General features: G+C 69.8%; 20 protein-coding genes. 10 read left to right on the top strand and 10 right to left on the bottom strand.

Annotated elements, in window-relative coordinates:
* Positions 1 to 82 precede the first annotated feature (82 nt).
* A complete protein-coding gene (locus AB0B91_RS53280) occupies positions 83 to 1330 on the top strand; it encodes an LLM class flavin-dependent oxidoreductase (protein ID WP_358338811.1) in 1248 nt (415 codons plus the stop codon).
* Positions 1331 to 1369: 39 nt separating this feature from the next.
* On the opposite strand, the gene AB0B91_RS53285 is transcribed toward AB0B91_RS53280, so the two are convergent.
* Positions 1370 to 2563, bottom strand: a complete 1194-nt coding sequence (locus tag AB0B91_RS53285) for a transposase (RefSeq protein WP_358338814.1) — start codon at positions 2561 to 2563, stop codon at positions 1370 to 1372.
* A 110-nt stretch (positions 2564 to 2673) separates the two neighbouring features.
* Here AB0B91_RS53285 and AB0B91_RS53290 point away from each other — a divergent pair, with 110 nt between their 5' ends.
* Positions 2674 to 3543, top strand: a complete 870-nt coding sequence (locus AB0B91_RS53290; protein WP_358338817.1) for a TIGR03619 family F420-dependent LLM class oxidoreductase — start codon at positions 2674 to 2676, stop codon at positions 3541 to 3543.
* A 57-nt stretch (positions 3544 to 3600) separates the two neighbouring features.
* Here AB0B91_RS53290 and AB0B91_RS53295 read toward each other — a convergent pair whose 3' ends face one another.
* Complete coding sequence (locus tag AB0B91_RS53295) at positions 3601 to 4158, bottom strand: TetR/AcrR family transcriptional regulator (RefSeq protein ID WP_358338820.1); 558 nt, start codon at positions 4156 to 4158, stop codon at positions 3601 to 3603.
* Between the two features lie 198 nt (positions 4159 to 4356).
* On the opposite strand from AB0B91_RS53295, the gene AB0B91_RS53300 reads away from it, so the two are divergent.
* The 3 genes from AB0B91_RS53300 (at position 4357) to AB0B91_RS53310 (ending at position 6155) form a co-directional block, all read left to right on the top strand.
* The gene (locus AB0B91_RS53300; protein ID WP_358338823.1) at positions 4357 to 4887 is read left to right on the top strand and encodes a hypothetical protein; all 531 of its coding nucleotides are present in this window, start codon (positions 4357 to 4359) and stop codon (positions 4885 to 4887) included.
* A gap of 81 nt (positions 4888 to 4968) precedes the next feature.
* A complete protein-coding gene (locus AB0B91_RS53305) occupies positions 4969 to 5781 on the top strand; it encodes a HipA family kinase (protein ID WP_358338826.1) in 813 nt (270 codons plus the stop codon).
* On the top strand, positions 5778 to 6155 hold the full coding sequence (locus AB0B91_RS53310; RefSeq protein WP_358338828.1) for a DUF3037 domain-containing protein: 378 nt from the start codon (positions 5778 to 5780) through the stop codon (positions 6153 to 6155). The genes AB0B91_RS53305 and AB0B91_RS53310 overlap by 4 nt, the downstream gene beginning before the upstream one ends.
* 9 nt (positions 6156 to 6164) lie before the next feature.
* On the opposite strand, the gene AB0B91_RS53315 is transcribed toward AB0B91_RS53310, so the two are convergent.
* From AB0B91_RS53315 to dxr, 4 genes are all read right to left on the bottom strand, one after another.
* Entirely contained in the window at positions 6165 to 7007 is an 843-nt protein-coding gene (locus AB0B91_RS53315; protein ID WP_358338923.1) for a GNAT family N-acetyltransferase, read from the bottom strand.
* A gap of 36 nt (positions 7008 to 7043) precedes the next feature.
* The gene (locus AB0B91_RS53320) at positions 7044 to 8660 is read right to left on the bottom strand and encodes an alpha/beta hydrolase (RefSeq protein WP_358338831.1); all 1617 of its coding nucleotides are present in this window, start codon (positions 8658 to 8660) and stop codon (positions 7044 to 7046) included.
* 267 nt (positions 8661 to 8927) lie between these two features.
* Complete coding sequence (gene ispG / locus AB0B91_RS53325) at positions 8928 to 10079, bottom strand: flavodoxin-dependent (E)-4-hydroxy-3-methylbut-2-enyl-diphosphate synthase (RefSeq protein ID WP_358338834.1); 1152 nt, start codon at positions 10077 to 10079, stop codon at positions 8928 to 8930.
* 79 nt (positions 10080 to 10158) lie between these two features.
* Positions 10159 to 11352 (bottom strand): 1-deoxy-D-xylulose-5-phosphate reductoisomerase, encoded by a 1194-nt coding sequence (gene dxr / locus AB0B91_RS53330; RefSeq protein WP_358338837.1) that lies wholly within the window; start codon positions 11350 to 11352, stop codon positions 10159 to 10161.
* Between the two features lie 211 nt (positions 11353 to 11563).
* On the opposite strand from dxr, the gene AB0B91_RS53335 reads away from it, so the two are divergent.
* Both AB0B91_RS53335 and AB0B91_RS53340 read left to right on the top strand, forming a co-directional pair.
* Complete coding sequence (locus AB0B91_RS53335) at positions 11564 to 11881, top strand: hypothetical protein (RefSeq protein ID WP_358338840.1); 318 nt, start codon at positions 11564 to 11566, stop codon at positions 11879 to 11881.
* 56 nt (positions 11882 to 11937) lie between these two features.
* Entirely contained in the window at positions 11938 to 13005 is a 1068-nt protein-coding gene (locus AB0B91_RS53340) for a trypsin-like serine protease (RefSeq protein ID WP_358338843.1), read from the top strand.
* Positions 13006 to 13007: 2 nt separating this feature from the next.
* Here AB0B91_RS53340 and AB0B91_RS53345 read toward each other — a convergent pair whose 3' ends face one another.
* Positions 13008 to 14435 (bottom strand): aldehyde dehydrogenase family protein, encoded by a 1428-nt coding sequence (locus AB0B91_RS53345; protein WP_358338846.1) that lies wholly within the window; start codon positions 14433 to 14435, stop codon positions 13008 to 13010.
* Between the two features lie 232 nt (positions 14436 to 14667).
* On the opposite strand from AB0B91_RS53345, the gene AB0B91_RS53350 reads away from it, so the two are divergent.
* Complete coding sequence (locus AB0B91_RS53350) at positions 14668 to 15306, top strand: TetR/AcrR family transcriptional regulator (RefSeq protein WP_358338849.1); 639 nt, start codon at positions 14668 to 14670, stop codon at positions 15304 to 15306.
* Here the strand turns inward: AB0B91_RS53350 and AB0B91_RS53355 are convergent.
* Entirely contained in the window at positions 15251 to 16966 is a 1716-nt protein-coding gene (locus tag AB0B91_RS53355) for a PucR family transcriptional regulator (RefSeq protein ID WP_358338853.1), read from the bottom strand. The two genes, AB0B91_RS53350 and AB0B91_RS53355, sit on opposite strands and share 56 nt — an antisense overlap.
* 90 nt (positions 16967 to 17056) lie before the next feature.
* Here AB0B91_RS53355 and gabT point away from each other — a divergent pair, with 90 nt between their 5' ends.
* A complete protein-coding gene (gene gabT, locus AB0B91_RS53360; RefSeq protein WP_358338856.1) occupies positions 17057 to 18385 on the top strand; it encodes a 4-aminobutyrate--2-oxoglutarate transaminase in 1329 nt (442 codons plus the stop codon).
* 209 nt (positions 18386 to 18594) lie between these two features.
* Complete coding sequence (locus AB0B91_RS53365; RefSeq protein WP_358338859.1) at positions 18595 to 18795, top strand: hypothetical protein; 201 nt, start codon at positions 18595 to 18597, stop codon at positions 18793 to 18795.
* A gap of 93 nt (positions 18796 to 18888) precedes the next feature.
* On the opposite strand, the gene AB0B91_RS53370 is transcribed toward AB0B91_RS53365, so the two are convergent.
* Both AB0B91_RS53370 and AB0B91_RS53375 read right to left on the bottom strand, forming a co-directional pair.
* Positions 18889 to 20097 (bottom strand): saccharopine dehydrogenase C-terminal domain-containing protein, encoded by a 1209-nt coding sequence (locus AB0B91_RS53370; RefSeq protein ID WP_358338862.1) that lies wholly within the window; start codon positions 20095 to 20097, stop codon positions 18889 to 18891.
* A 199-nt stretch (positions 20098 to 20296) separates the two neighbouring features.
* The gene (locus tag AB0B91_RS53375) at positions 20297 to 21403 is read right to left on the bottom strand and encodes an extracellular solute-binding protein (RefSeq protein ID WP_358338865.1); all 1107 of its coding nucleotides are present in this window, start codon (positions 21401 to 21403) and stop codon (positions 20297 to 20299) included.
* Positions 21404 to 21407 lie beyond the last annotated feature (4 nt).

Consider the following 21407-nt stretch of genomic DNA (forward strand, 5'->3'; position numbering starts at 1 on the left):
ACGTCAACCAAGCGATTGCTCGGCTAAGATTTCTAGAGTAGCTTGCCGGACAGAGAAGCGCCCCGCGGAAAGAGGTCTCCTGGTGAAGTTTTCCATCTTCCTGAATCCGCAGATTCCAGGCTCCGGATACGCGGCCGAGGAGAACGCCAAGGCCAAGCGGCCCATCGGGCGTGACACGGAGTCGTACCAGAAGCTGCTGCACGAGGTACGGGAGATCGCCGTCCACGCCGACCAGATCGGCTTCGACGCGCTGATGATGACCGAGCACCACTTCCACTCGGAAGGCATGGAGTTCTCGGTCAACCCGCTGATGTTCCTCACCGACCTCGCGGCCAGGACCGAACGCATCCTGCTCGCGCCGCTCGGCATGGTGCTGCCCGCCTGGGACCCCATCCGGGCGGCGGAGGACGTGGCGCTCCTCGACCAGTTCTGCAAGGGGCGGCTCCGGCTGGGCGTGGCCAGGGGCTACCAGAACCGGTGGATGAACGTGCTGGGCCAGCGCTGGCACGCGGCGGCCGCCCGTTCCGACGGCTCGGCCTCCGACACGCGGAACTTCGACGTCTTCGGCGAGGTCCTGAAGATCATGAAGATGGCCTGGACCCAGGAGACGATCCGCTACAAGTCCGACGTACTGGACTACGAGATCCCCTACCCGTTCGACGGCATCGAGGGCTGGCCGGCCCTGGAGTGGACGAAGACGTTCGGCGCCCCCGGTGAGATCTCGGACGACGACAAGGTGCAGGCCGTCTCGGTCTGCCCGAGGCCGTACCAGAACCCGCATCCGGAGCTGTGGCAGCCGTTCACGATCTCCGACCGCTCGGTCATCAGGGCCGCGCAGGAGAACATCCTGCCGTGGATGTTCACCCCGAACCCCGACGACCACGCCGCCAAGGCCAAGCTCTACCAGGAGGAGTCCGCCAGGCAGGGCCGCGACTACAAACTGGGCGAGCACACCGGCATCCTCAAGATCGTCGGCATCGCGGAGACGACCGAGGAGGCGATCAACACCTTCGGCCGGAGCATCCCCAAGGACTTCGCCGCCTTCTTCGGCCCGTTCGGCTATCTGGAAGTGCTGCGGAAGAAGGAAGACGAGAAACACAAGCCCATCTCCCCCGAGAAGGGCGACGCCAAGCGGATGAACGACGTGGAGATGGCACTGTTCGGCACCCCCGACGACGTCAAGCGCGGCATCCAGCGGATGCTCGACCGGATGCCCGACCTGGAATGGTTCGGCCTCTACATGCAGGGACAGCAGGGCGTGCTCCCCCTGGACACGGTCAAGCGGAACCTGGAACTGTTCGCCACCAAGGTCATCCCGGAGTTCCATTGACATCCTCCCTCGCCGAAAGGCAGGGGATTCCAACTGCGACTACCCCACGGGGAGGAGGTCTCGTTGAGGTTCACGGTTCGCCGGCTCGCCCAGCGGCGGGCCTCCCCGTGCGGACACGGCATGCCCTGCCGCGTGTGCGATGTTGCGGGCCGCGTTCACATCGGCGTTACCGGCATATCCGCAGGATCGGCAGCGGTAGGCGGCTTGGCTCTCACGCGCCCGCCGATCTGCGATCCCACACGCCGAGCAACGCTGACTCGTATACGCGGGGTTGATCTTCACGACACGACCGGGCGCCTTATGCTCCAGTCGCTCTACCAGCCGACCCCACCCGGCCGCCAGGATGCCACGATTGAGGGCCGCCTTCTGACGCACATTCCTGCCCGGGGTTTGGGGGGTGCCCTTGGCCGAGCGGGTCATCCCCCGGATGTTGAGATCCTCCACAGCGATCACGTCGAAGCGGCGAGCCAATGTGGTCGAGATCTTTTCCACCCAGTCCTTGCGCCGATCGATCCCCCGCGCCGTCAACTTGGCGATCGCGGACTTCACCCTGCTGCGCCGCTTCGAGCCGCGCCGCGCCCGCGCCAGCCTGCGTTGCAGGCGCAGCAGACGGGCTTTCTCGCTGTCCTTGAGGGTGGGTGCGATCAGCAACTCGCCGGTGGACAGGGCAGCCGAGACGGTCACCCCGCGATCCACGCCGACCACCGCATCCGTGCCCGGCGCGCCGATCGGCTCCGGCACCGCGGCGAACGCCACATGCCAGCGCCCCGCACGATCACAGGTGACCCGGTACGACTTCACTCCAACCGGGACGGCACGCGACCAGCGCAACCGCACCCACCCCACCTTGGGGACCTTGACCTCGCCGACTTTACGGGACAACCGCCGCACATCACCCGGCTTGACCCCGACGATCCGAAACCCTTCGCTGCGGCCACGCCTGCGCCAGGTCGGCCGGCGATGCGTCTTACCGAAGAAGTTGGCCATAGCCTGCGCGAAGTCTCTCAGCGCCTGTTGCTGCACGATGATCGACCCCGCCCGCAACCACGCGCATTCGGCTCGGGCCTCGGTCAACTGGCGGCACTGCTCAAGAAGCCCTGGCGCGCTCTTCCGCCCCGGCTTCCAGTGGGCGTGCTGTTCCACAGCCAGGTTCCACACAAACCGAGCGTGTCCGCAATGCACGGCCAGCGCCGCCTCTTGGGCAGGCGTTGGTTGCAGCCGGTAACGGGACACGCACAGGAATCTAACAACCACCACCGACAAAACAAGGAGACCGACGTGCCCGCCCACCCCACGCTTCCTCCCTGCCCCGAAGGGCCGGGCCTCCGCACTGCAGGTATTCGGTGAAATTCTGGCTTGGCGCCTCGTTCGCGGACACCGATCAGTTCGTCGATCTGGCCAGGGCGGCTGAGAAGTGCGGGTTCGACACGCTCACGTTGTCGGACCACCTCTTCTACGCCGACTTCGCGACGCCGTACCCCTACTCGAAGTCGGGCAAGCCACGCTGGACCGCCGAGACGCACTGGCCGGACGTGTGGGTGACGATCGGCGCGATGTCCGCGGTGACCAACACGCTGCGCTTCGCGCCGAACGTCTACATCGCTCCGGCCCGCGATCTGTTCACCGTGGCCAAGCAGGTGTCCACGGCGGCGGTGCTGTCGCGGGACCGCGTCACGTTCGGGGTGGGCGTCGGGTGGTGCGCGGAGGAGTTCGCCGCCACCGGCCAGGACTTCCACACCCGCGGGCGGCGGCTCAACGAGATGATCCCGGCGCTACGGGACCTCTGGAGCGGCCGGAACGTCACCATCGACGGGCTGCCCGAGCTGTCCATCTCGCCCACGCCCGCCGAGCCGATCCCGGTCCTGGTGGGCGGCGACAGCGAGGCGGCGCTGCGCCGGGCGGCCCGGCTGGGTGACGGCTGGATCGGCAATCGCATCTACACCGAGGAGCAGCTCGACACCGTGCTCGACTCGTTACGGCAGCTGCTGGACGAGTACGGCAGGACCGGGCCGTTCGAGATCATCGCGCCGCTGGCCGTGCTGCCGGACGCCGACACGTTCCGGCACTTCGCCGCCAAGGGCGTCACCGGGACGATGGCCGCCCCGTGGTGGCTCGCCACCGCCGAGGAGAAGGCGCGGTACGGCGAAGGCAGCCTGGAACTCAAGGTCGCCACCATGGAACGGTTCGCGCAGGAGGTCATCGCGAAGATGTGACCCCGGCGCCGCGACGAGTCGTCGCCAGAAGGGGCCGTCGCCAGGAGGCGGCGGCCGTCACGAGGGGGCGGCCGCGGGCAGGCCCAGTTCGGCCATCGCCAGGTCGACCAGGGCGCCCGGCACCTCGTCCACCGCTCCGATGCGCATCAGGGCGGCCAGGCCGAGGTAGGTGCCGTAGGCCGCCAGCACCCGCCTGCGCGCCTCCTCCTCCGGCTGGCCGAGCTCGCGCAGGACGTCCTGCATGTACCTCAAGCGGCGGTCACTCACCCGCCGCACCACCTCACCGACCAGCGGATCGTCCGCCTCGCTGATCAGTCGGAACGAGATCGCCGCATCCTGCTCGCCACCGAAGGCCAGGTCCAGCAGGGCCCGCATCCGCGCCACCGGCTCGTCGAGCGTCTCCAGCCGGGCGATGACCTGCTCGGTCTCGTCCTCCCAGCACGCCAGCGCCGCCTCGACCAGCGACCGGCGGTTGGCGAAGTGCCAGTAGAAGCTGCCCTTGGAGACGCCGAGCCGTGCCGCGACCGGCTCCACCGCCACGGCGCCCAGCCCGCCCTCCGCGAGCGCCGCCAACGCGGCCCGCGCCCAGTCATCAGGTCCCAACCGCTCCACCACCTCACACCCTCCCTCGCTCGACCGCGCCCCACCCAGGGCCGGCCGTCCACCGCGACCGCACGCCCCTTGCCTCTCGCGAACCCTTGCCCCGCACGGGACCTAACCCCGCGCGGAACCTTCGCCCCGCACTGACAGCCTGCCATACGGCGGCGTATAGTCGCTTCCATACGCAACCGTATGGAGACCGAGGAGCCCCCCATGCCGACACTGGTCGACGACTTCATCTCCCGCCCGGACGCGGCGGAGCGGCACTCGATCGTGATCAACGCCTCCCGCGACCGCGTCTGGCATGCGCTCACCCACCTCGGCCCGCAGGACATCCGCCTGGCCAAGCCGCTGTTCGCCGTCCGCCGCCTGTTCTCCCGCTCCCCCTCCGACCAGCAGAAACAGGACAGGCCCACCTTCACGCCGCTGGCCGAGGACCCGATGCGGGAGATCGTCCTGGGCACGATCGGGCAGTGGTGGCGCCTGGGCCGCGCCGAGCACACCCCGGCGATCGATGACGCGGACGACTTCCGCGCCTTCGACCGGCCCGGCTACGCGAAGGGGACGTTCAGCTTCCTGCTGGACGACGCGGGGCCGGGGCGCATCCGCCTGGTCACCGAGACCAGGGTGCTCGCCACCAGCCCCGACGCCCGCCGCGCCTTCCGTCGCTATTGGATCTTCATCCGCCTGGGCAGCGGCCTGATCCGGCGCATCATCCTGGCCGCCGTCCGGGCCCGCTCCTGACCCATCGGCGCAACGCTGTTCGCGCCGGTCGGGGCGGCGGGCTAGCGCGAAAGTGGTCTCAACGGGCGATAACCTCGTGTCGTGCTTGATGAGATCGCGGCGACCCGCTATGTGACGCCGCTGCGCGAAGGCGGATCACTACCGGGCGTCGTCGAGGCCGATGATCTCGGGACATACGTGGTGAAGTTCCGGGGCGCGGGCCAGGGCCGCAGGGTCCTCGTGGCGGAGATCATCTCGGGTGAGCTGGCCAGACGGCTCGGACTCCGCACTCCCGAGCTCAAGCTGATCGACCTCGACCCGCAGATCGGCATCCGGGAGCCCGATGAGGAGGTGCAGGACCTGCTCAAGGCCAGCACCGGCCTCAATCTGGCGATCGACTTCCTGCCCGGCGCCCTCGGGTTCGAGCCGCTGGCGTGGACACCTGACTGGATGTTCGCCTCGCGGGTGGTCTGGTTCGACGGCCTGATCCACAACGTCGACCGCAGCTGGCGCAACCCCAACCTGCTCATCTGGCACCGTGACATGTGGCTGATCGACCATGGCGCGGCGCTCTGGTTCCACCACAACTGGCCGACGGCGGACCCGCGACGGCCATTCGACGTGGGGGATCATGTGCTGGCGCCGTTCGCCATCGACCTTGAGAGCGCGGCGGCCGAGCTGTCCGCGAAGATCACTCCCGAGCTCCTCGAAACCGTGACCGCCCTGGTGCCCGACGAATGGCTCGACGACGAGCCGGGCTTCGACTCGGCGCAGGCCGTACGCGATGCCTATGTCGACCACCTGCTCCGCCGCGCGCAGGGACCGCATGAGTGGCTGAGACAGCCCGACACGCCGACCGGCAGATCCGCGGGGCCGGGGTCCGTCGGCGAGTTCTGGCGGGGAGGCGACCGATGAGCCGGGATGTCTACGAGTACGCGGTGATCCGCGTGGTGCCACGGGTCGAGCGCGGCGAGCTGATCAACGTGGGCGTGCTGCTCTACTGCCAGCCGCGCGGCTACCTCTGCGCACGGGTCGCCCTCGACGCCGACCGGTTGCGCGCGCTCGACCCGGCCGCGGACGTCGACGGTGTCCGGCAGGCGCTCGGCGCGTACGAGCTGGCCTGCGGCGACGAGGCGGGACCGCTGACCGGGGAGTCGCTCGGCGGGAGGTTCCGCTGGCTGACGGCACCGCGCAGCACGATCGTGCAGACCGGCCCGGTCCACGCCGGCCTCACCGCCAACCCCGACACCGAGCTGGCCCGGCTCTTCGACAAACTGGTCCTGGTCTGACCGAAGCCGCTAGAACAGCACAGACATGAACGTGTCGACCTCGTGGAAGCCCACCTTCCGGTAGACCGCCCGCGCCGAGTGGTTGAAGTCGTTGACGTACAGCGAGACCACGGGGGCGAAGCAGTCCAGGGCGGCGTCCACGACCGCCGCCATGCCGGCCACCGCGTGCCCCTGGCCGCGTAGCGCGGGGTCGACCCACACGCCCTGGATCTGGCAGACGTGCGGGGTGACCGCGCCGACCTCCGCCTTGAACACCACGCGCCCGTCGTCGATGCGCGCGTACGACCTGCCGATGCGGATCAGCTCGGCCACCCTGGTCCGGTAGAGGGCGCCGCCGTCGCCGAGGTTGGGCGAGACCCCCACCTCCTCGGTGAACATCGCGACGCAGGCCGGCAGCAGGGTTTCGAACTGGTCCGGGCGTACCCGCCGGACCAGCGGATCGGCGGGGACGGGCGACCTGCGCGAGGTGGCCATGACCGGCTGCGCCCAGCGGATCGTGCGCGCCCGGCCCCAGTACGGCTCCAGCCGCTCCCACAGCAGTGAGACCGCGTCGGCGGGACCCACGATGGACGAGCAGCGACGGCCCTGCTTGCGAGCGCGGTCGGCGAACGCGTGCACGGCTTCGGGACCGGCGTTGACCGGCACCATGTTTGCCCCGGCGTAGCAGAGCGAGACGAGCCCGCCGCGCGCCCCGAACCCCCACATCTGCCCACCCAGGCGCGCCGGATTGAGTCCGACGGTCCGCACCCGGGAGGAGACGAAGACGTTGGCGACCGGGTCGAGGTCGAGCAAGGCGAGGGCCTCGTCCCGGTCGCTGTCATCGAGCACACGCGACGCCGATGTACGCAGCATCACATGGTCAGACTACGCGAACGACCACCGAATAGCTCATCTGGACAGGAGCTCGGTGAGCCTTTCGTGACCAAGTAGACCAGCGGCCGCCATATGCGCCGTTGGCTTGGGTGGCGCCAGTTTCTGACACTCGGCTCCGCGCCGCGGCACCGTGCCGTCGAGCAGGTAGGCGACCAGGTGGCGGTCCACGCACTGGTTCCCGGCCAGCGAGGCGCCGTGGTTGCCGCCCGCGTCGACGACCATGCGGGCGCTCGGGAACAGCTTGCGCATGTTCAGGGCACCCTGGTACGGCGTCGCGGCGTCGTCCTTCGACTGGATCATCAAAATCGACGGCAGCTTCCGGGACGCACGGATCGTGACCGGGGTGCCTCCGGGCACGCTCCAGAACGCGCACGGCGCGTTGTACCAGGCGTTGGGCCAGGTCAGGAACGGCGCCTGCTTGTGCATCCGGGTCATGTCCGTCCGCCACTTGGTCCAGGACCTGGGCCATTGGACGTCGCGGCACTGCACGCTCAGGTAGATGGCGTAGCCGTTCTCGTCGTCGGCGTCCTGCTTGCCGTACTTGTTGAAGACGTCGACCAGCCCCTTCGGGTCGCCCTGCCGCACGTACTTGGACCAGGCGGCGGCGAGCTCGGGCCAGATCCGATCGGTGTAGCCGCCCACGGTGAAGGTGTCGTCGAGTTCGCTCGGGCCGACCACTCCGCCGGCCGGGCGGTCGTGCAGCCGGGAGCGCATCGCGTTCCAGGCGAACGAGGTCTGCGTGGCCGAGCCGCCGAGCTTGTACACGGCGTTGTTCTTGGCGGTCCAGGCGAGGAACTCGTGGTGCCTGCGCTCGAAGGCCTTGTCCTGGGCCAGGTTGGCTTTGTACCAGATGCCGGCCGGGTCGACCGTGCTGTCCATGACGAGGTGCTTGACCCGGTCGGGGAAGAGCGTGGCGTAGACGGCGCCGATGTAGGTGCCGTAGGAGTAGCCGAGGAAGCTGATCTGCGGCTCGCCGAGTGCCGCGCGGATGCTGTCCATGTCCCTGGCGGTGTTCTCGGTGGTCAGGTAGGGCAGCAGCCACGCCCACAGGTCACCGCACCGGTTGGCGTAGTCGGTGGCCCGGCCGAGCAGCACCTTCTCGTCTTCCTGGGTCTTCGGCACCGCGTCCGGCCTGGGCGGGGCGTAGTAGGTGGCGGCGTCGACGCAGTGCATCGAGGGCTCGCTGTTGCCCACGCCGCGCGGGTCGAAGCCGATGATGTCGTAGCGGTCGGCGACCTTCTGCGAGAGCGCCGCCGACACGTACTCGGCCAGCGACCGCCCCGAGGCACCGGGCCCGCCCGGGTTCACCAGCAGGCTGCCCAGGTGGTTGCCGTCGCGCGGCACCTTGGCCTTGATCCGGTTGAGCGCCAGCGTGATGGACTGCCCCAGCGGCTCGTGGTAGTCGAGCGGCACCCGTACGGTGGCGCACTCGACGCCGCTCACGGCGGGCGCGGACCTGCTGGCGACCGCCCCGGAACCGGCCTCCTCCGTCTTCGCCGCCACCGGGCAGGCTCCCCACTCCAGCGGCGACCCGACCGCGCTCCCGGTGGCCCCCGCAGGCCCGGCCCCACCGGCTCCCAGCACCGGCACCAGCATCGCCAACCCGACGACAACCCTTATGACCCGCTTCACACGGCCTCCCCTTCGTAGGAGGACCGATGCTCCCGCAAGTAACCGAGTCGTGACGCAGGGTATGGCTAAATGCTTACCATTCTGTAATCGCCCAATTGCATGCCGTAACGCATGGCCGCCAAGGCTTCGGGGTTTTCCCCGCCACCGGCCAAGAATGCGCACGTCACGGCGCCGCACCACCTCCACCGGAGGAGCGTGCCCCTGGACAGGGCTCAGCCCGGTCGGCGTCTGGGGCCGACCGGGCTGAGCCGTAAAATATGTCCGTAATTAGCCGACGACGACCTCCGGCTCGCCGTCGAGCGCTATGCCCATTTCGTCGGCGATGCGCAGAGCTTCGTCGATGAGCGTCTCGACGATCTGTGACTCGGGGACCGTCTTCACGACCTCCCCCTTCACGAAGATCTGCCCCTTGCCGTTGCCCGACGCGACGCCCAGGTCCGCCTCGCGAGCCTCGCCGGGGCCGTTCACCACACACCCCATCACGGCCACCCGCAGCGGCACCTTCAGCCCTTCGAGGCCCGCCTGCACCTGCTCCGCCAGCGTGTAGACGTCCACCTGCGCCCGGCCGCACGACGGGCACGAGACGATCTCCAGCCCGCGCTCCCGCAGCCCCAGCGACTCCAGGATCTGCGCGCCGACCTTGACCTCCTCGACCGGCGGCGCCGACAGCGAGACGCGGATGGTGTCGCCGATGCCCTCCGCCAGCAGTGCCCCGAACGCGACCGCCGACTTGATCGTGCCCTGGAAGGCCGGCCCGGCCTCGGTGACGCCCAGGTGCAGCGGGTAGTCGCACTTCCCGGCCAGCAGCCGGTACGCGTTGATCATGACGACCGGGTCGTTGTGCTTGACCGAGATCTTGATGTCGCGGAACCCGTGCTCCTCGAACAGCGAGCACTCCCACAGCGCCGACTCGGCCAGCGCCTCGGGGGTCGCCTTGCCGTACTTCTGCAGCAGCCGAGGGTCGAGCGAGCCGGCGTTGACGCCGATGCGGATCGGCACGCCGTGATCGGCCGCAGCCCGCGCGATCTCGCCCACCTTGTCATCAAATTTCTTGATATTGCCGGGGTTGACGCGCACGGCCGCGCAGCCTGCCTCGATGGCCGCGAAGACATACTTCGGCTGGAAGTGGATGTCGGCGATGACCGGGATCTGCGACTTGCGGGCGATGGCCGGCAGCGCGTCGGCGTCGTCCTGAGACGGCACGGCCACCCGGACGATCTGGCACCCGGCGGCGGTAAGCTCGGCGATCTGCTGCAAGGTGGAGTTGATGTCGGCGGTCACCGTGGTGGTCATCGACTGCACGGAGACCGGCGCGTCGCCGCCGACCGGGACACTGCCGACCATGATCTGGCGGGAGTGCCGGCGTTCGGCGAGGGGCTTGGGGCGGACCGCGGGGATGCCGAGTGCTACAGGAGACATTTCAACCCTTGAGTTTCGGTAACGGTATCCAGTGTAGGTAGCCCGTGGGACTGCCGGGCTGTGAGCTCCGTCCCAGGTCTCATCCGGCGGCCATGCTCCGTACGAGCTCCGTCGCGCGGGCACGTGCCCAGGCGTCGGCGGCCAGCACCTCCTCGACCGAGTCCGCGGGGGTCACCCGGTGCTCCTCGACGACCTTGGCGACCGTGTCGACGATCCCCAGGAACGGCAGCCCGCCGCCGATGAACGCCTCCAGGCACGCCTCGTTGGCCGCGTTGTAGACGGCCGGCGCGGTGCCGCCCTCGGTGCCGACGTGCCTGGCCAGCGCGACGGAGGGGAACGCCTTGTCGTCGAGCGGCTCGAAGGTCCAGGTGTGGGCCCGCGTCCAGTCGATGGCGTGGGCGGCGCCCGCGATCCGCCCGGGGTGGCCGAGCGCGAGCGCGATGGGCAGCCGCATGTCGGGCGGGCTGGCCTGGGCGATGGTGGAGCCGTCGATGTACTCGACCATGGAGTGGATGATCGACTGAGGATGCACCACGACCTCGATCCTGTCGAAACCGATGTCGAACAGCAGGTGCGCCTCGATCACCTCCAGCCCCTTGTTGACCAGGGTGGCCGAGTTGATGGTGATCATGGGCCCCATCGACCAGGTGGGGTGCGCCAGGGCCATCTCGGGCGTGACGTCCAGCATCTCGGCGCGCTCGCGACCCCTGAACGGCCCGCCGCTCGCGGTGATGACCAGCCGCCTGACCGCCTCGGGGCGGTGACCGTCGGGCCCGGAGGCCCACAGGCACTGCTGCACGGCCGAGTGCTCGGAGTCGACGGGCAGGATCTGCCCCGGCGCGGCCAGCCGCTTGACCAGCGGCCCGCCGATGATCAGCGACTCCTTGTTGGCCAGGGCGAGCGTCCTGCCCGCCTCCAGCGCGACCAGCGTGGAGGTCAGGCCGAGCGCGCCGGTGATGCCGTTGAGCACGGTGTCGCACGGCCACGCCGCCACCTCCGCGACCCCTTCGGGGCCCGCGAGCACCACCGGGCTCGCGCCGCGCGCCGCGAGTGCCTCTTTCAGCGCGGGCACGGCGGCGGCGTCGGCCACGGCCACCACCTCGGCGCCGTACGAGGCCGCCTGCTCGGCCAGCAGCTCGACCTTCCCGCCACCGGCCGCGAGCCCGGCGACCCTGAACCTGCCCGGGTCGGCGCCGATGACGTCGAGCGCCTGGGTGCCGATCGAGCCGGTGGAGCCGAGGACGACGACGGAGCGGAGGGTGTCTGCATGCACCCGTCCATTGTCCCCGCTGCCGGAGGCGACCGGACACGCGGCTCCGCCGTCCCAAAATCCAGCAACGAATATGGCGCCAGATCTTCGAGTCCATCAATGCCCAAATATCGCCATATCCACATTCGCAGGTCCCGAGAAATGGGGATATTGAGGCCGCTACCTTCCGAGCTCAGATCCGAGATTTCGGGAGGTACGTCATGCACCGCAGAAGATGGAGACCGCCCAGCCGCTCACCGCCCCCGCGCCCAAGAAGGGAGCCGGCCCGGCCACGAGCAGCCCCGGCACGGTCCCGCCCACCGGCGCCCCGATCGGCGGCCACGATTTCCTGATGTCCGAAGATCAGGGTTTGACCGGCGGTTCGAGTGGCGGTCCGTGGTTCCAGAATTTCAACGCGACGACCAGCCTCGGCAATCTGAACTCCATCAACAGTTTCACATACAGCTTCGCCCCGAACTTGATGTTCGGCCCCTATTTCGGGTCAGAGGCCAAAGCCGTCTACCAAGCCGCCCAGAGCACCAGCGCCCTCTGAGGGTATTCACCGAAAGTAGTCACAAGGACACATCTTGTGGTGCACACTCGGGGGTCATGACCCTGAGCACCCCCTTGCTGACAGGTGTGCCGCTCGTCGCGGGACTGATGGGCCCCGCGCTCATCGGCGCCATGCCCGTCCAGCACCATCACTCCGCCCATGCCATCACCAAGCCGGTCGTCCACACGGCCAAGCGGATGGAGGTGGTCGAGCACGTGGCCGCCCGCACCCCCGCTGAGCAGCGGCGCGTGCTCGACTACTGGACACCGGCCCGGATGGCCGACGCCCTGCCGATCGACATGCTCGGCATCGTCACCAAGGGCAACGGCCTGCTCAACAAGCTCACCGACAAGACGGGGATCACCGCGGCCCCCGGCCTGACCGGCGGCAAGGCCAAGATCCCCACCCCGCGCCTCCAGTCGGCCAGGCCCCAGACCACCACGTCCGGCTCCCGCTGGCTGACCGGCGGGGCGGTGACCCGCACCACCGGCCGCGTCTTCCTGACCGTCAGCGGGATCGACTTCGTCTGCTCCGCGAGCACGGTCCAGAGCGCCAGCAGGGACCTCGTGGTCACGGCCGGTCACTGCGTCAAGGACGGCACCGGCGAGTGGGCGGCCAACTGGCAGTTCGTGCCCGGCTACCGCACGGGCGGCGGGCACCCGTACGGCCAGTACGCGGCCCGCCGCATGTTCGTCACCGGCCCGTGGGCGAACGCCGCCGACGACAGCTACGACATGGGCATGGTGGCCCTGACGACCGCGGACAGCCAGCACGTCACCGACGTGGTGGGTGCCCAGCGGATCGCCTTCAACGTCCCGCGTGGCGGCCAGACGTTCGGCTTCGGCTACCCGGCCGACCCGCCCTACAACGGCGAGCACCTGGTCTACTGCGCGGGCCGCCTGCACGGCGACCCTTACAAGCAGACCCGCGACCAGGGCCTCGGCTGCGACATGACGGCGGGCTCCAGCGGCGGCCCGTGGCTGTCCGGCTTCGACCCGGCCACGGGCGTCGGCGAGATCACGTCGTTGAGCAGCTTCAAGTACAGCGACGACCAGCGCACCATGTACGGCCCGTACTTCGGTGACGCCGCCAAGGCCCTCTTCGACACCGCCCAGCGGGCGTAGAGCTAAAGCGACAGTCCGGTCAACACCATGACCTTCTCGTACGTGAAGTCCGTCATCGCCGAGTGAAGGCCCTCACGTCCGATGCCGGAGTCCTTCACGCCGCCGTACGGCATCTGGTCGGCCCGGTACGACGGGACGTCGCCGATGATCACGCCGCCCACCTCCAGTTCCCGGTTGGCCCGGAAGGCCGCGTCCAGCGACCGCGTGAACACGCCGGCCTGCAGCCCGTACTTGGAGTCGTTGACCATCGCGTACGCCTCGTCGATCGACGCGGCGGGCTGCAGGACCAGGACAGGACCGAAGACCTCCTCAAGGAGGACCTTCGCGTCGTGGGGCACGTCGGCCAGCACGGTCGGCGCGATCGTGGCGCCCTCGCGGGTGCCGCCCGTCAGCACGCGGGCGCCCGCGTCCACCGCCTCCCGTACCCACTGCTCGACGCGTTCGGCGGCGTGCACCGAGACCAGCGGCCCGACCTGCGTCTTCTCGTCGGCCGGGTCACCGGTCACGAGCCCGTCGACGGCCGGGAGCAGGCGCTCGACGAACGCGTCATAGACGGGCCGCTCGACGATCACCCGCTGCACCGCGATGCAGCTCTGACCGGCCTGGTAGTTGGAGAACAGAGCCACCCGCTGGGCCGCCCAGTCGAGGTCGGCGTCGGCCAGCACCACCGCCGCGGCGTTGCCACCGAGCTCCAGCGTCACGTGCTTGCGCGGGATCTGGTCGGCGATCGCGTAGCCGACCGGCGCGGAACCGGTGAACGACACCACCGGCAGCCTCGGGTCGAGCACCAGGCCGGAGGCGCGCTCGTTCTCGACCGGCAGCACGGAGAACATCCCGGCGGGCAGGTCGGTCTCGGCCAGGATCTCGCCGAGCAGGAGCGAGGTGAGCGGCGTGGCCGGCGCGGGCTTGACGATGACGGGCGCGCCTACCGCGATGGCGGGCGCCACCTTGTGGGCCACCAGGTTCAGCGGGAAGTTGAACGGCGTGATCGCGAGCACCGGACCGTACGGCACGCGGGACACGTACGCCAGACGGCCGGCGGCGGCGGGCTCGGTGTCCAGCCGCTGTACGTCGCCGGACCAGCGGCGCGTCTCCTCGGCGGCGAAGCGGAACGTGGCGATCGCCCGCGAGACCTCACCGCGCGCCCAGAAGATCGGCTTGCCGTTCTCGGCGGTGATCAGGTGAGCGATCTCGTCGGCCCGCTCCGAGAGGCGGCGCGAGACGTGGGCCAGCGCTTCGGCGCGCACGTGCACGGGGAGCGCGGCGGCCTGCCCGGCGACCGCGTGAGCGGCCGCGACGGCCTCCTCGATCTGGCCGTCGGTCGGCACGGAACAGCGGCCGACCTCGCGACCGTCGTGGGGATTGGTCACGGTGAGCTCGGAGTCGCCGGTGGCGGGGCGGCCCGCGAGCCAGAAGGTACGCACGTCCATGTTCACGACGTTATGCCACTTCGGAGATCGGGGACGTACACCAGCGTGCACAAGACTCCCGACAGACCTCACCGTTAAGTACAACCTCCCTTGCCTACCCACGATGTAACAGAAGTAGACCTAATTCGGGATGTTTACCATGCAGAGCGGTTTGAACGTTCTCTCGTCTGGCTAAGTCATCGTGTGCGGGTCCCTCAGCGCGGCGGGCCCCCCAGCAGAAAGGCGTGGCCCCATGACCTCCTCGGCGCCGCTCGGGCTCCAAGGGGCCTACTTGCTCGGTGAGCGGGCCACCCACGACGAACTGCGTTCGCGGCTCCTCGACGTCGCGGTGAACCTCCTAATGAGCGATGGTCCAGAGAGCCTCACCATGCGCAGAATCGCCACGGAGGCCGGCTGCACGACCACCGTCATCTACACCATGTTCGGCAACAGGGAAGGACTGGCGGAGGCTCTCTACCTGGAGGGATTCGAGCGTTTCCGGAGGTTTCTGGACGCGGTCCCGCACCGGCGCGACGCGCTCGAGAACCTCACCGCGCTCGGCCCCGCCTACCGGCAGGCGTGCCTGGCCGAGCCCGGCTACTACAGCCTGATGTTCGAGCGGGCGATCCCCGGGTTCGAACCCAGCGAGCGGGCCAGGACCTTGGCCCGCGCGGCGCTCAACATCCTCGACCGGGTGATCGCCGACTGCATCTCGGCCGGGTACCTCATCCCGACCCAGCCCCGCAAGATCGCCGACGCGCTGTGGGCCGCCGCCCAGGGCGCGATCAGCCTGGAGCGCGCCGGTCACCTGCGTGACGGCCGCACCTACGAGGCGGTCACGATGGCGACGATCTGCTGCTATCTGGTGCACAAGCCGAAGCCGAAGCCGTAGCCGCCAGCGCGATCCAGAGCTCGGCGCGCACTCCGGGATCGTCCAGATCACGACCCAGCAGCTCGGTGACCCGCTTCATGCGGTAGCGGAGCGTGTGGCGGTGGATGCCGAGCCGCTGGGCCGCCGCGTCCCAGTGCCCGTTGCTGCCGAGATAGGCGCGCAGCGACTCGATCAGGTCGGGCCGCGAGCCGTACTTGGTGAGGGGCGCGAGCAGCGCCGACGCGAACGCCTGGGCGGTGGCCGGGTCGAGCAGACCCAGCAGCCCCTGCCCGGCGAGGTCGGCGAACCTGACGAGGCCGTCACGGCCGCTCTCGAATGCCCGCCGGGCCTGGTCGAGCGCACCGGGCAACTCGCCGTACACACCGGGCGCGCTCATCCCAACGGTCCCCCCAACGAGCGCCGCCACCTTCTCGGCCTCCTCTACCCCCACGAGCACCGCCACGGCCGCCCCAGGGCCTTTCGACCGCTCAGCGACACCCCGCCGGTCGGCGGGGCTGGGCGAGTCGGCTTCGGCGAAGCGGGCGGTCAACGCGTGCTGGCCGCCTTCGGCGAGGCCGGTGGTGGCGGCGTCTGGGTCGGCGGCGTCTGGGGCGGGGGCGGTGAGGCGGGCGGTGAAGGCGTGGGGTTCCGTCGCTTCGAGCGCGTCGCCCGCCATCGCCAGCACCACCACCGGCTCCTCCGGCAGCCGCTCGCCGAGCGGCGCCAGCACCGCACGCGCCCGCTCCTCGCCTGCCCGCTCCTTCGCACCGGCCAGCAGCAGTCCCAGAACGGCCGAGCGCACCCGGCGCTCGGCCTCCCGCTGGGCGCCACCCTGCTCGACGGCCAGCGTGAGCAGCGACCCGGCCGCGTTGATCACCGTCTGCGTGACGGGCGAGAACGCCCGTGACGCCCCGACGGCGAAGAACCCGCGTGGCCGCGGCCCGCCACCCAGCGGCTGCACGACGACGTGCTCGTCCGGCCCGGAGAGCGCCAGACTCGCAGGCAGCCGCCCGCTCGTAGCGCCCTGCCGCCCGCCCGAAGCGCCTTCCCGCCCGCTCGGAGCGCCCTGCCGCCCACTCGAAGTGCCTTCCCGCCAGACCCCGTTCTCGCCGCGCAGGCGGGCCAGTTCGCGGGCCACCCCCTCGGCCCTGGAGCCGTGGGTGGCGTGCCGTACCTCGGCGTTCTCGTCCAGCAGCGCGGCCCAGCCGCCGACCTCCTTGGCCAGCCGGTCGATGACCGCCTGCGGGCCCTCGGGCCGCAGCGCGGCCCGCGTGAGGCGGCCCTGGGCGGCGAAGGCGCGGGTGATCTCCTCGTACTGTTCGGCGGCGAGCAACTCGCTGACCGCCTTGCCGACCGCGATGAACGGCGTCTCGCGCGGCACCTCCAGCAGCGGCAGCCCGGCCGCGGTGGCCGCCTCCAGCAGGGCGGGCGGCATCTCTTCGTGGGAGAGCCCGACACCGAGGGCGAGCCCGGCCACACCACGCGCCACGAGGCGGGCGACATATTGCGAAAAGTCGCCTTCCAGGCGCATACCGGTGGTCAGCAGCAGCTCGTCGCCCTCCAGGTAGGGCGTGGGATCCTCCAGCTCGCTGACGGCCACCCAGCGCACGACCGAGTCCAAGGTCCCGACCAGCGGCCGCAGCCCTGTCCGTCGCACCACGGTCCGCAGCGAAGGCGCCATACGAGTTGTCCATTCCGGCAAAGACGGGCCTCCCCAGTGTGCCATATCGACACATCGGGCCAGGTCGGTGCCCGGCGTACCGTCAGAAGTATGAGCATTCCGCAGGAGCGTCGTCTCGTCACCGCGATCCCAGGCCCGAAATCGCAGGAGTTGCTGGCCCGTAAGCAGGCCGCCGTGCCGCCGGGCATCGGCACCGTGCTGCCGGTGTTCGTGACCCGCGCCGGCGGTGGCGTCATCGAGGACGCCGACGGCAACTCGCTGATCGACTTCGGCTCCGGCATCGCCGTGACCAGTGTCGGCAACGCCGCCCCCAAGGTGGTCGAGCGGGTCCAGAAGCAGGTCGCCGAGTTCACCCACACCTGTTTCATGGTCGCCCCGTACGAGTCGTACGTGCAGGTCTGCGAGAAGCTCAACGAACTGACCCCCGGCGACCACGAGAAGCGCACGGTCCTGCTGAACACCGGTGCCGAGGCCGTCGAGAACGCCGTCAAGATCGCGCGCCACGCCACGGGCCGCCCGGCGGTCGTCGTGTTCGACCACGGCTATCACGGCCGCACGCTGCTGACCATGACGCTGACGGCCAAGAACATGCCCTACAAGCAGGGCTTCGGCCCGTTCGCGCCGGAGGTGTACCGGGTCCCGCTGGCCTACCCGTACCGCTGGCCGACGGGCCCGGAGAACTGCGCCAAGGAGGCCGCCGCGCAGGCCATCGACATGATCAACAAGCAGGTCGGCGCGGAGAACGTCGCCGCCGTGGTGATCGAGCCGATCGCCGGCGAGGGCGGGTTCATCGAGCCGGCCAAGGGCTTCCTGCCGAGGATCGCCGAGTTCTGCCGGGCGAACGGCATCGTGTTCGTCGCCGACGAGGTGCAGACCGGCTTCGCCCGCACCGGCCACCTGTTCGCCTGCGAGGACGAGGGCGTCGTGCCCGACCTCATCACCACCGCCAAGGGCATCGCGGGCGGCCTTCCGCTCGCCGCCGTCACCGGCCGCGCGGAGATCATGGACAAGGTGCACCCCGGCGGTCTCGGCGGCACGTACGGCGGCAACCCGGTCGCCTGCGCGGCCGCGCTGGGCGTGCTGGAGACCATCGCCGAGGAGGACCTGGTCGCCAAGGCCCGCCGCATCGGCGAGATCATGCTCCCCCGCCTCCACGCGATGCGCGAGCGCTTCGACGTGATCGGCGACGTGCGCGGCCGTGGCGCGATGATCGCGGTCGAACTGGTCGAGCCGGGCACGAAGGAGCCGAACCCGGCCGCGCTCGCCGAGGTCGTCCGGCGCTGTCACGCGGAGGGCCTGCTGGTGCTGACCGCGGGCACATACGGCAATGTGCTGCGTTTCCTGCCGCCGCTGGTCATGCCCGAGCACCTGCTTGAGGAGGGTCTCGGCATCCTGGAGAAGGCGTTCGCCAGCCTGTAGGAAAAGCGTACGAACCGGGCATCCAGCTTGCGGCTGGATGCCCGTTTTTGTAGGTGTACGGGGCGTGGAGCGGGTAGAGAATTCACCCGGGCTTGACGCTCCACTTGACGATCAGGAGCGCGACCGGGGTTATAACGGATCCGGTAGACGACTGGCCCACCGCAGCTGGGAGCGTGATGAACTGGGGTCCGACAGGAACGGCACAGGACATGTTGACGTTCGACCCTGATGGCCTGAGCTGCGCGCAGCTCGACGGAGACGCGTGCGTCGTCTGCCACAAGAGGTGGCCGAGGCCGCGGGTGCGCGTCGGGCGCTTCCCCGACGACGCGCCCGTGATGGCCTGCGCCGACTGCGCCGAAGCGCTCATTCCCGCGCCCCTGGCCACGGTGGTCGCCTTCCCCTCGCGCTGAACGCCCGCGGATGAAAACGGCGGGTCCGCGGCTGAAGGCGGCGGGCTCGCGGGGCCGCTCGTCCTAGGCGGCGGGCTCGCGGGGCCGCTCGTCCTAGGCGGCGGCCTCGCGGATCCGCCAGGGCGAGCCGTACTCGGTCAGCAGGTCGAGGAACGGGACCGCGTCGAACGCCTCGGGCCCGAGCACCCCCGTGCCCTTCCAGACACCGCTCGCCAGCAGCTCCAGCGCGACGACGGGGTGCACGGCGGTCTGCCAGACGACGGCCTGTGAGCCGTACTCGCGCATCGACCAGGCGTTGTCGACCACGTGATAAAGGTAGACCTCGCGAGGAGCGCCGTCCTTGCCGGTGCCCTTCACCCACGTACCCGCGCAGGTCTTGCCGCGCATCCGGTCACCGAGGGTGGCCGGGTCGGGCAGGCTCGCCGCCACCAGGTCGCGGGGCGCCACGTCGGCACCGCCCACCCTGATCTTGTCGGCGCTGTCCAGCCCGAGCTTGCGCAGGGTCTTGAGCACGCCGATGAACTCCTCGCCGAGCCCGTACTTGAACGTCACCCGCCTGGCCGGGATCCAGCGGGGCACGAGCAGCACCTCCTCGTGCTCGACGTTCACACACTCCACGGGCCCGATGCCCTCGGGGAAGTCGAACACCTCGGGCTCGCTGAACGGCTCGGTCGTGTGCCACCCTCCGTCCTCCCAGACGACGGGCGGGTTCAGGCACTCCTCGATCGTCGTCCAGATGGAGAACGTCGGCGCGAAGTCGTAGCCGTCCACGACGAGGTTCGAGCCGTCCCTGACGCCGATCTCGTCGATGCCGTCGAACAGGTGGTCGGCGGCGTAGCGGGCGAACACGTCGGCCAGTCCCGGCTCCACGCCCATCCCGACGAGCGCCAGCCGGTCCCGCGCCTGCCACTCGCCGTCGCGGGCGAACTGCTCGTCGCCCAGCTTCACCCCGGGCTGCTCGTACGGCCGGCTGGAGTGCGGCCTGGACAGCGACATCGCCATGTCCAGGTAGTCGGCCCCGGCCGCCAGCGCCGCCTCGAACAGCGGCATCGTGAACCGCGGATCGACGGCGTTGAACAGCACGTCGCACCGGTGCTCCCGGAGCGCCGCCTCGACCCCCGCCCGATCGGCGGCGTCGAGCCCGATGGCGGTGAACCGTGGATCGTCCACGCCGTCGACGGCCCGCGCCGCCCGGCCCTGTTGGGAGTCGGCGACCACGATGTGTTCGAAGAAATCTCGGCGCGCGGCGATGGACACGACAGCGGAGCCGACGCCGCCGGCCCCGACCAGAAGGATTCTCATGGTGCGACCTTACTCACTGACTGGTCATTCAGTCGAATTTTCGCTGATTGGCCATTCAGTCAAAATCACGATCAGCCGACCGGGAACAGCGAGACGCCCCGGAGCGGGGGGAAGGCCCGGGGCGTCTCTGCAGGCGCGGCCCAGCGGGGGGACGGGGCGCGCCCGCGGCTCAGGTCACGTATGGGCTGACATCCCCCGCTCAGTTCACCAGTGCACCCCACCGTTTGGTCCAAGCGAGGTCGTAATCAGTGCATTCCCCATCAGAACCCTCGCAATCCCCCGGCGGCCGGACGGCGAAGGCGACCCGGTCGAGCCATTTCGGCTTGTCGGCCCCGTACGCGTCGCACATCTGCTTGGCCCGCCCCTTGCACGCCTTGGGGTTGGCCGGGGCCTGCCCGACCCAGGCGGCCGCGTCACGCTGGGCCGGCGCCGCCGCCATCCAGCTCAGCCAGCGGTAGGCGCAGTCGGTGTTGGGGAGGTTGGCGCCGAGCATCCAGGAGTCGAGCCATCCGGTCATCTTGCGCGCGGTGACCGCCTTGATCGGCTTTCCCGCCTTCTGCAGGAGCAGGCGATAGTACGGAGTCGCCTGGGCGTAGTCGAGCGAGCCCGTGGCGAAGCCTTTGACCAGGTCGAGCGGGTTCTTCCAGTAAGTGCGGTCCTTGTGCTCACCCAGCAGCGCCACCGCCCGGTCGAGCTGGCTCTCGGTCAGCTCGAAGGGGTCGTCCACACCGCTGTCGGTGAGCGCCGCGTCGGCGATGGTCAGCGGGCTGTCCTTGAGCGCCACGTGGTCGGACTGGAAGACCTTCTTGAGGTCGGCGCTCTTGACCCTGGTCGAGTCGTAGAGGAACTCGTGGTAGCCCCAGAGGTAGGGCACGCCGTAAATCTTGCTCGACACCTTGGTCATGTCGCGGAAGCGCTTGGTGAGGTCGTCGTAGCCGGTGACCTTGGCCGGGTCGATGGGCTGCACCTGCTTGGCCTTGATCATCGAGGCCGCCAGCACCGGTCCCGCCGAGATCACGTCGTAGGGGCGCGCGGCGACGGCGCGGGCCATGTCGTCGGCGGTCTGCACGGTGTCGAGGCGGGCGATGCGGCAGCCGGTCGTCTTCTCGAAGTCGCCCACCCAGTTGACCCTCGGGCTGGTGCCGCCGTATTCGGCGTAGCCGCGGTAGGTGAGGATCTGCAGCGTGCCGTCGCCCTGCGTCGGGCTCGCCGAAGGGGTGGGGGTGGGGCTCGAACTGGGCGTCTTCTTCGGTGTCGGGCCCGCCGCGCCCATGCTGGCGACCAGAGCCGTCACGGCCAGTGCCATGGCA

It is taken from the genome of Nonomuraea sp. NPDC049141 (assembly GCF_040648415.1).
GTDB lineage: Bacteria > Actinomycetota > Actinomycetes > Streptosporangiales > Streptosporangiaceae > Nonomuraea.